The sequence below is a fragment of the Rhodoplanes roseus genome (genome assembly GCF_003258865.1).
Lineage (GTDB): Bacteria > Pseudomonadota > Alphaproteobacteria > Rhizobiales > Xanthobacteraceae > Rhodoplanes > Rhodoplanes roseus.
Map to the genome: position 1 here is coordinate 1 of NZ_NPEX01000611.1, position 884 is coordinate 884.

The window sequence follows — 884 nt, forward strand, 5'->3', positions numbered from 1 at the left end:
AAGGCCGGCATCGATCTCTCGATCGACGTCGGGCGCGGCTCCGCGCTCTCGGCCCAGCGGGTCGGCTCCGGCGGCGCATCGCGACGGCATCCTCACGGCGGCCAGCCTGATGGTCGGCGCGCCGGCGGCGGCCGACGCCGTGGCGCGTGCGCGGCGCCTGCCGAACCTGCGGGTCGGCCTGCACGTCGTGCTGCTGGAGTCGCGGTCCGTGCTGCCGCGGGACGACGTCCCCGACCTCGTCGACGCGGACGGCCATTTCCGCCGTGACATGGTGCGGCTGGCGTTCGAGATCTTCGCGCGCCCGCGCGTGCGAAAGCAGATGCAGGCCGAGGTCGCCGCCCAGTTTTCCGCCTTCCGCGATACCGGCCTGACGCTCGATCACGTCAACGCCCACAAGCACTTTCATCTGCACCCGACCATCCTCTCCGTCGTGATGGACGAAGCGCGAAAAGCCGGTGTGAGAGGGCTGCGCATGCCGGTCGAGGTCGCCGCCGTCGTCGACGCGTGCGAGTCGGGGGCGTCGTCGCCCGGATCGAGAATGACGGCCTGGTGGGCCAAAACGCTCGCCGCGCGGGCCCGAAAGGCGGGCTTCGTCGTCCCTGATCAGGTCTTCGGCCTGGCCTGGTCGGGCGCCATGACGGCATCGCGCGTCGCCGCGCTGCTCGATCGACTGCCGGACGGCGACACCGAGATCTACTTTCATCCCGCGACCGCCGACACGTTTCCGGGGCACGCGAAAAGCTATCGCTACACGGACGAGCTCGCCGCGCTCACCGATGCCGCCGTGATCACGGCGGCGAAGAGGGCCGCGGCGTCGCGGGGCGGGTTCTTGGATCTCGATGCGACGTGAATGGCCCCGTCATTCCGGGGCGCGCCGAAGGCGC

The 884-nt window shown here is 71.0% G+C and carries 1 protein-coding gene; it reads left to right on the forward strand.

Features of this window, described 5'->3' with window-relative positions; genetic code table 11:
• Positions 1 to 850, forward strand: an 850-nt coding sequence (gene hpnK / locus CH341_RS31575; RefSeq protein WP_210208707.1) for a hopanoid biosynthesis-associated protein HpnK, incomplete at its 5' end; no start/stop codon positions are given.
• Positions 851 to 884 lie beyond the last annotated feature (34 nt).